The sequence below is a fragment of the Mesorhizobium sp. M2C.T.Ca.TU.002.02.1.1 genome, assembly GCF_003997225.1.
In genome coordinates this window covers 1-5,526 of record NZ_RZTO01000407.1, presented here as the reverse complement: position 1 = coordinate 5,526, position 5,526 = coordinate 1, and the positions used below count along the sequence as shown (strand labels likewise).

Annotated in this window: 6 protein-coding genes; 1 reads left to right on the top strand and 5 read right to left on the bottom strand. The window is 65.9% G+C overall.

Going from position 1 to position 5,526, the window contains the following annotated elements:
- Nucleotides 1-109 precede the first annotated feature (109 nt).
- The 5 genes from EOD07_RS20640 to EOD07_RS20620 form a co-directional block, all read right to left on the bottom strand.
- On the bottom strand, nucleotides 110-355 hold the full coding sequence (locus EOD07_RS20640; protein ID WP_112100450.1) for a MoaD/ThiS family protein: 246 nt from the start codon (nucleotides 353-355) through the stop codon (nucleotides 110-112).
- A 192-nt stretch (nucleotides 356-547) separates the two neighbouring features.
- Nucleotides 548-2,812 (bottom strand): xanthine dehydrogenase family protein molybdopterin-binding subunit, encoded by a 2,265-nt coding sequence (locus EOD07_RS20635; protein ID WP_127236776.1) that lies wholly within the window; start codon nucleotides 2,810-2,812, stop codon nucleotides 548-550.
- Nucleotides 2,813-2,815: 3 nt separating this feature from the next.
- Complete coding sequence (locus EOD07_RS20630) at nucleotides 2,816-3,292, bottom strand: (2Fe-2S)-binding protein (RefSeq protein ID WP_040980422.1); 477 nt, start codon at nucleotides 3,290-3,292, stop codon at nucleotides 2,816-2,818.
- Nucleotides 3,292-4,152, bottom strand: coding sequence for a xanthine dehydrogenase family protein subunit M (locus tag EOD07_RS20625; protein ID WP_127236775.1), 861 nt, complete (start codon nucleotides 4,150-4,152; stop codon nucleotides 3,292-3,294). The genes EOD07_RS20630 and EOD07_RS20625 overlap by 1 nt, the downstream gene beginning before the upstream one ends.
- Before the next feature lie 245 nt (nucleotides 4,153-4,397).
- The gene (locus EOD07_RS20620; RefSeq protein ID WP_127236774.1) at nucleotides 4,398-4,934 is read right to left on the bottom strand and encodes a DUF1629 domain-containing protein; all 537 of its coding nucleotides are present in this window, start codon (nucleotides 4,932-4,934) and stop codon (nucleotides 4,398-4,400) included.
- Nucleotides 4,935-5,140: 206 nt separating this feature from the next.
- On the opposite strand from EOD07_RS20620, the gene EOD07_RS20615 reads away from it, so the two are divergent.
- Nucleotides 5,141-5,488: a VanZ family protein gene (locus tag EOD07_RS20615; RefSeq protein WP_127236773.1), complete on the top strand. Its 348-nt coding sequence runs from the start codon at nucleotides 5,141-5,143 to the stop codon at nucleotides 5,486-5,488.
- Nucleotides 5,489-5,526 lie beyond the last annotated feature (38 nt).

Below are 5,526 nucleotides of genomic sequence, written 5' to 3'. Positions count from 1 at the left end.
CTGCGACGCTGGTTAGTAGATTGGTTAGTTGGTCACTAACCAAAAATCGCCAAACCCCATGGGTTCCAACGCATTTTAAGGGTTGACTGGCGGAGGGAGTGTCCGTCCTTCAGCCCCCAGCCAATCGCGGCAGCAGGAAAATCTCCGCCCCGGGCGGCAGTTCCTTGCTCCACGTATCCCGATAGATCGTCCCGTCGATCGCCACGGCTATCCCCCGATCGATCCATGGCTCGATGCCGGGATACTGTTCCGCCAGCTTGCGGAACAGTTCCCTGATGTCCTTGGCCTCGATGTCGTGCCTGGCCTTGCCTCCGGCGACGGCGCTGAGCGAGCCCCAAAGAGTGACCTCGACCATTACCGCCTCAAGCTGCGTCGATATTCAGGTGAGGCCGGCCTGCGAATGACGGCTTCCGGCGCTTCCGGTGCTCACGTACTTCAAGTACGCTCCGCTCCGGTTCTCGGAAGCCACCGTGTCTGGTCGCTTCGCGCCCGTCTTCGACTCCGGCTCGGCCTGACCTGAATCTCAACACACCTTGCCCTAGCTCTCTCAGCCTTCCCGTTCCGCATCCAGCGCCGCGAGAATCCTTGGCGGCGACATCGGAATATGTGTCATGCGTACGCCCACCGCGTTCGACACCGCGTTGGCGATCGCCGCCAGCGGCGGCACGATCGAGGTTTCGCCCACGCCGCGCACGCCATAGGGGTGGTTGGGGTTGGGGATTTCCAGGATCTGCGTGTCGATCATCGGCAGGTCGGAGCACACCGGGATGCGGTAGTCGAGGAAGCCCGCATTCTGCAGCCGCCCGTCCTTGCCGTAGATATACTCCTCGTTGAGCGCCCAGCCGATGCCTTGCGCGGCGCCGCCCTGGTACTGGCCCTCGACATAGGTCGGGTGCACCGCCTTGCCGGCATCCTGCACCACCGTGTAGCGGATCACGCGGGTCGAGCCGGTCTCGGGGTCGACCTCGACGTCGCAGATATGGGTGGCGAAGGAGACGCCCGCGCCGTCGGCGACAAGCTCGCTATGGCCGGCGATCGGCCCGCCGGTCTTGCCGGAAGCGGCGGCGATCTCCTTCAGCGACAGCGGCGACAGGTTGCCGTATTTCTCGCCCTTGGCAATCGCATGGCCCTTTTCCCAGACCACGTCCTCAACCGGGATGTCCCAGGTCTGCGCCGCGCGCTCGCGCAGGATCTTGATCGCGTTGCGCGCGGCCGAGATCGTCGCCATCGAGGAGGAGAAGGTGCCGCGGCTGCCGTCGGTCATGTCGTTGTAGCCGAGCGACGAGGTGTCGGCGACGATCGCCTTCACATGGCTGTAGTCGATGCCGAGCTCCTCCGCCGCCACCAGCGACAGCGAGGCGCGGGACCCGCCCACATCCACCGTGCCCACGGCCAGCGACACCGAGCCGTCCATGCCGATGTTCAGGTCGGTGCAGGTCTGGCCGCCGAAGTTGAACCAGAAGCCGCAGGCCATGCCGCGCCCCTGGTTGGCTTTCAGCGGCGCCTTCATGTGCGGATGGTTCTTCACCGCCTCCAGCGTCGGCCCGATGCCGATCGGCCCGTAGACGGGGCCATAGGACGAGCGCGTGCCTTCCTGCGCGGCGTTCTTGATGCGGAACTCCACCGCATCCATACCGAGCTCCTTGGCGAGCTCGTCCACCACGCTTTCCACGGCGAAGGCCGCCATCGGCGCCGAGGGCGCGCGATAGGCCGCCGTCTTCGGCCGGTTGACCAGCACCTCGTAGCCGACGGTCTTGACGTTCTCGAGCTTGTAGCAGGCGAACGCCGTCATCGCGCCGATCTCGGCCCAGGAACCGGCATAGGGGCCGCAGCTATAGCGCAGCGTCGCTTCCGCGGCGGTGATGGTGCCGTCCTTTTTGGCGCCGATCTTGACGTCGATCGAGGTGGCGCTGGTCGGGCCCGACGCGCGGAAAACCTCGTCGCGGGTCATCACCAGCTTTACGGGGCGGCCGGCCTTTCTGGACAAGGCAAGCGCCACCGGCTCGGCCCAGACATGGGTCTTGCCGCCGAAACCGCCGCCGATTTCCGACGAGGTGACGCGCAGCTTCGAGGCTTCGAGCCCAAGCAGCTGGGCGCAATGCTGGCGGTAGACGAAATGGCCTTGCGTGCAGACCCACAGGTCCGCCGTGCCGTCGGCGTTGACGCTCGCCACGCAGGCATGCGGCTCGATATAGCCCTGATGCGTCTGCTCGGTCTTGAACGAGCGCTCGATGACGAAATCGGCCTCGGCGAAGCCCTTGTGGACATCGCCGTGGCCGAACTGCGTGCGCTTGGTGATGTTGGAAGGCTTTGCCGGCTTTTCCTCGAGACCCTCGGTGAAGACCTGGTCGTTGATCAGCGGCGCGTGGTGATGCGCGGCCTCGTCGACATCGGTGACATGCGGCAGCACCTCATAGTCGACCTCGATCAGCTTCAGCGCCTGGCGGGCGATGCGAGCGTCGATCGCCGCGACCGCGGCCACCGCATGGCCGTCATAGAGCGCCTTCTTGCGCGCCATCGAGTTGTCGAGGATGTCGTACATGGCGGCGTCGCCATCGGTGAGGTCCGGCAGGTCCTTCGCCGTGATCACCGCCTTCACGCCGGCGAGCTTTTCCGCCTTGGAGGTGTCGATCTTCTTGATCACCGCATGCGCGTGCGGGCTGCGCAGGATCCGGCCGACCAGCTGTCCGGCCATGTTGAAGTCGGCGCCGTAGCGGGCGCGTCCGGTCACCTTGTCGATGCCGTCGGGGCGGATCGGGCGCGTGCCGACGGAAGCGAATTTGCGTCCTGAAAAGCGCGGATCGAAATTCATGGATTACGCTCCCTTCATCACGTTGGCCGCGTCCTGGACGGCGCGCACGATCTTGTCATAGCCGGTGCAGCGGCAGAGATTGCCGGCCAGCCCAAAGCGGATTTCCTCCTCGGTGGGCGAGGGGTTCTTGGCCAAAAGGTCCTTGGCCGCAATCAGGAAACCTGGCGTGCAGATGCCGCATTGCAAGGCCGCGTGCTCCAGGAATTTCTGCTGCAGCGGGTGCAGCTGGTCGCCATGCGCCATGCCTTCGATGGTCTCGACCTTGCGGCCCTCGGCTTCCGCGCCCAGCACCAGGCAGGAGCAGACGAGGCGGCCGTCGACGATGACGCTGCAGGCGCCGCAGTCGCCGGTGCCGCAGCCTTCCTTGGCGCCGGTGAGGCCGAGACGATCGCGCAGCACTTCCAGCAGCGTCTCGTCGGGCTGGCACAGATACTCGACGGCGTCGCCGTTGATCGTGGTTGATACAGCTACACCGGCCATTATTTGCCTCCCGCACGCTTGTAGGCGATTGCCGCGACGCGCCTTGCCAGCACGCCCGCGACCTTCCGTCTGAATTCGATGGTGCCGCGCTTGTCGTCGATCGGACGGCAGGCGCCCGCGCAGATCTTCGCCAGCCGCTCCAGCGTTGCTTCGTCGAGCTTCGAGCCGACCAGCACCTGGCCCGCTTCCTCGACCAAAAGCACGGTGGGTGCGGCGGCGCCCAGCGCCACGCGGGCGGTCTTGATCGCGCCGTGATCGTCCAGCGTCAGGTTCACGCCGGCGCTCACCACCGCGATGTCCATCTCGGTGCGCGGAATGAAGCGCAGATAGGCGTCGCCCGCATGCTCAGGGCGCTTGTCGAGCAGGATCGCCTCGATGATCTCGCCCTTGGCGAGCGACGTGCGGCCGGGTCCCGTCGGCACGGTCTCAACCGCAATGGTGCGCTTGCCCGAAGGCCCGGTGACGACCGCTTTGGCGCCTGCAGCCACCAGCGCCGGCACGCTGTCGGCGGCGGGCGAGGCGTTGCAGAGGTTGCCGGTGATGGTGCAGCGGCCCTGCACCTGCTTGGAGCCGATCAGGTTCGCCGCCTCGACCACGCCCGGCCATGCCTTGCGCACGGCCTTGTTCTCGCCCAGCACCGCGCAGGGCACGGCGGCGCCGATGCGGAAGCTTTCAGCCGTCTCGGTGATGTCGCTTAGGCCGCCTATGCGCTTGATGTCGACGATCAGCTCGGGCTCGATGAAGCCGCCCTTCATCCTCACCAGCAAGTCGCTGCCTCCGGCCAGGATGGCGGCCGGTCCTACCGCCTTGGCGAGCTCGCCAACGGCATCTTCTATTGAAAGCGGACGTATGTAACGCATCGTCTCCCCTTGGTGATCGCTTTGTCAGCGACCGTTATAAAGCCTCTGGTTATAATGGCCATCCCGTTCATGCATGTCCGGGTTGGGCCAGAGCCCTGTTCCAGATGCGCCCAGAGGGCAGGCCAGGGATGGCGGTCTCTTCCTTCTCCCCCGTCACTATACGGGGAGAAAGTGCCCGAAGGAGGGGCGGCGCCGGCGTTGGTCATTGCCCGCTTCCGCCACAAACCGCAAAACTGTTATTCGCCTCAAGCGATTGCCGTTCCCGATGTCCACACCGGCTCGAACGACACGTTGCGCAACCCGGCGTTGCGCACCCGCTCGACGAACACGTCGTTGACGAAGACCGGGGAAGCCCGCATCGGCAGCTTGAACACTTCGGCGCTGCCGATCTTCTCGGCATCGAAGGCGTATCGCTCGATCGCCAATATGTCGCCGTCGTCGAACCGTACGATCCGCGAGCGCGCCTCGTCCAGCGCGTCGATCACATTGGTGACGTTGAGCAGCCAGACCTCTTCGCCGCGCAGCGCGACGAGCTCGCCATAGGGCCGCAGCGCCGCCGCGAGCGCCTCGACGGCCGGCCGGCGCAACAGCGGCGCGTGCTCGCCGAGCCAGGGGAAATCGGAAGAAAGCCGCTCGCCTTCCTCGACGCGCCGCATCACCGGCGGCTGCCGGCCTTCCAGCGAGCGTCCGTCGAGGCCGAAGAACGCCTCGTAAGCATCGTCATCGACCGGCAGCACCCATTCCTGTCCTTCCGACACAGCGAATTGATGGATGATCGTCATGGCCCGATGGCTCCGCCGTTCGACTGAAAATTTCGGCGCCCGGCGGTCGCCGAAAGCGCGCGGGGAGCATGCACCGGCCCCGCGCGGCGTTCAAGGAAGCTCAGCCTGATCGCAGAGCAACGTCGGCTTCGGGCACCGCGCGGAACCGATCCACGGCCGGGCACCCGCAATATTGTTATCACGGCCGGCGGCCTGTAAGAGCGGGCATGACCTCCATTTCCCGTCTCGCCGCGTCCGTCCTGCTGGCTCTCATCACCTTCGCAACGCTGTCGCCCATCGAACTGCGGCCACACCTGAGCGACCCCAACATGGAGCGCGCTTTGGCTTACATCCTGCTGGGGCTGGCCCTGGCGCTCGGGTTTCCGTCCCGCGTGACGCAGACCGTGCTGTTCGTTTGCGCGGTGGCCGGCGTTCTCGAAGTCCTGCAGCTGTTCGACCCTGGCCGGCATGCGCGGGTTGTCGATGGCCTGCTCAAGGCGGCGGCGGGGATCGTGGGGATTGTCCTGGGGCGCTTCGTCATCGCGTTGGCGACCCGGGCCGCCGAGCGGCGCTAGTCCCCGAGGTCGCGGCTCGATGATGTTTCGACCGGATG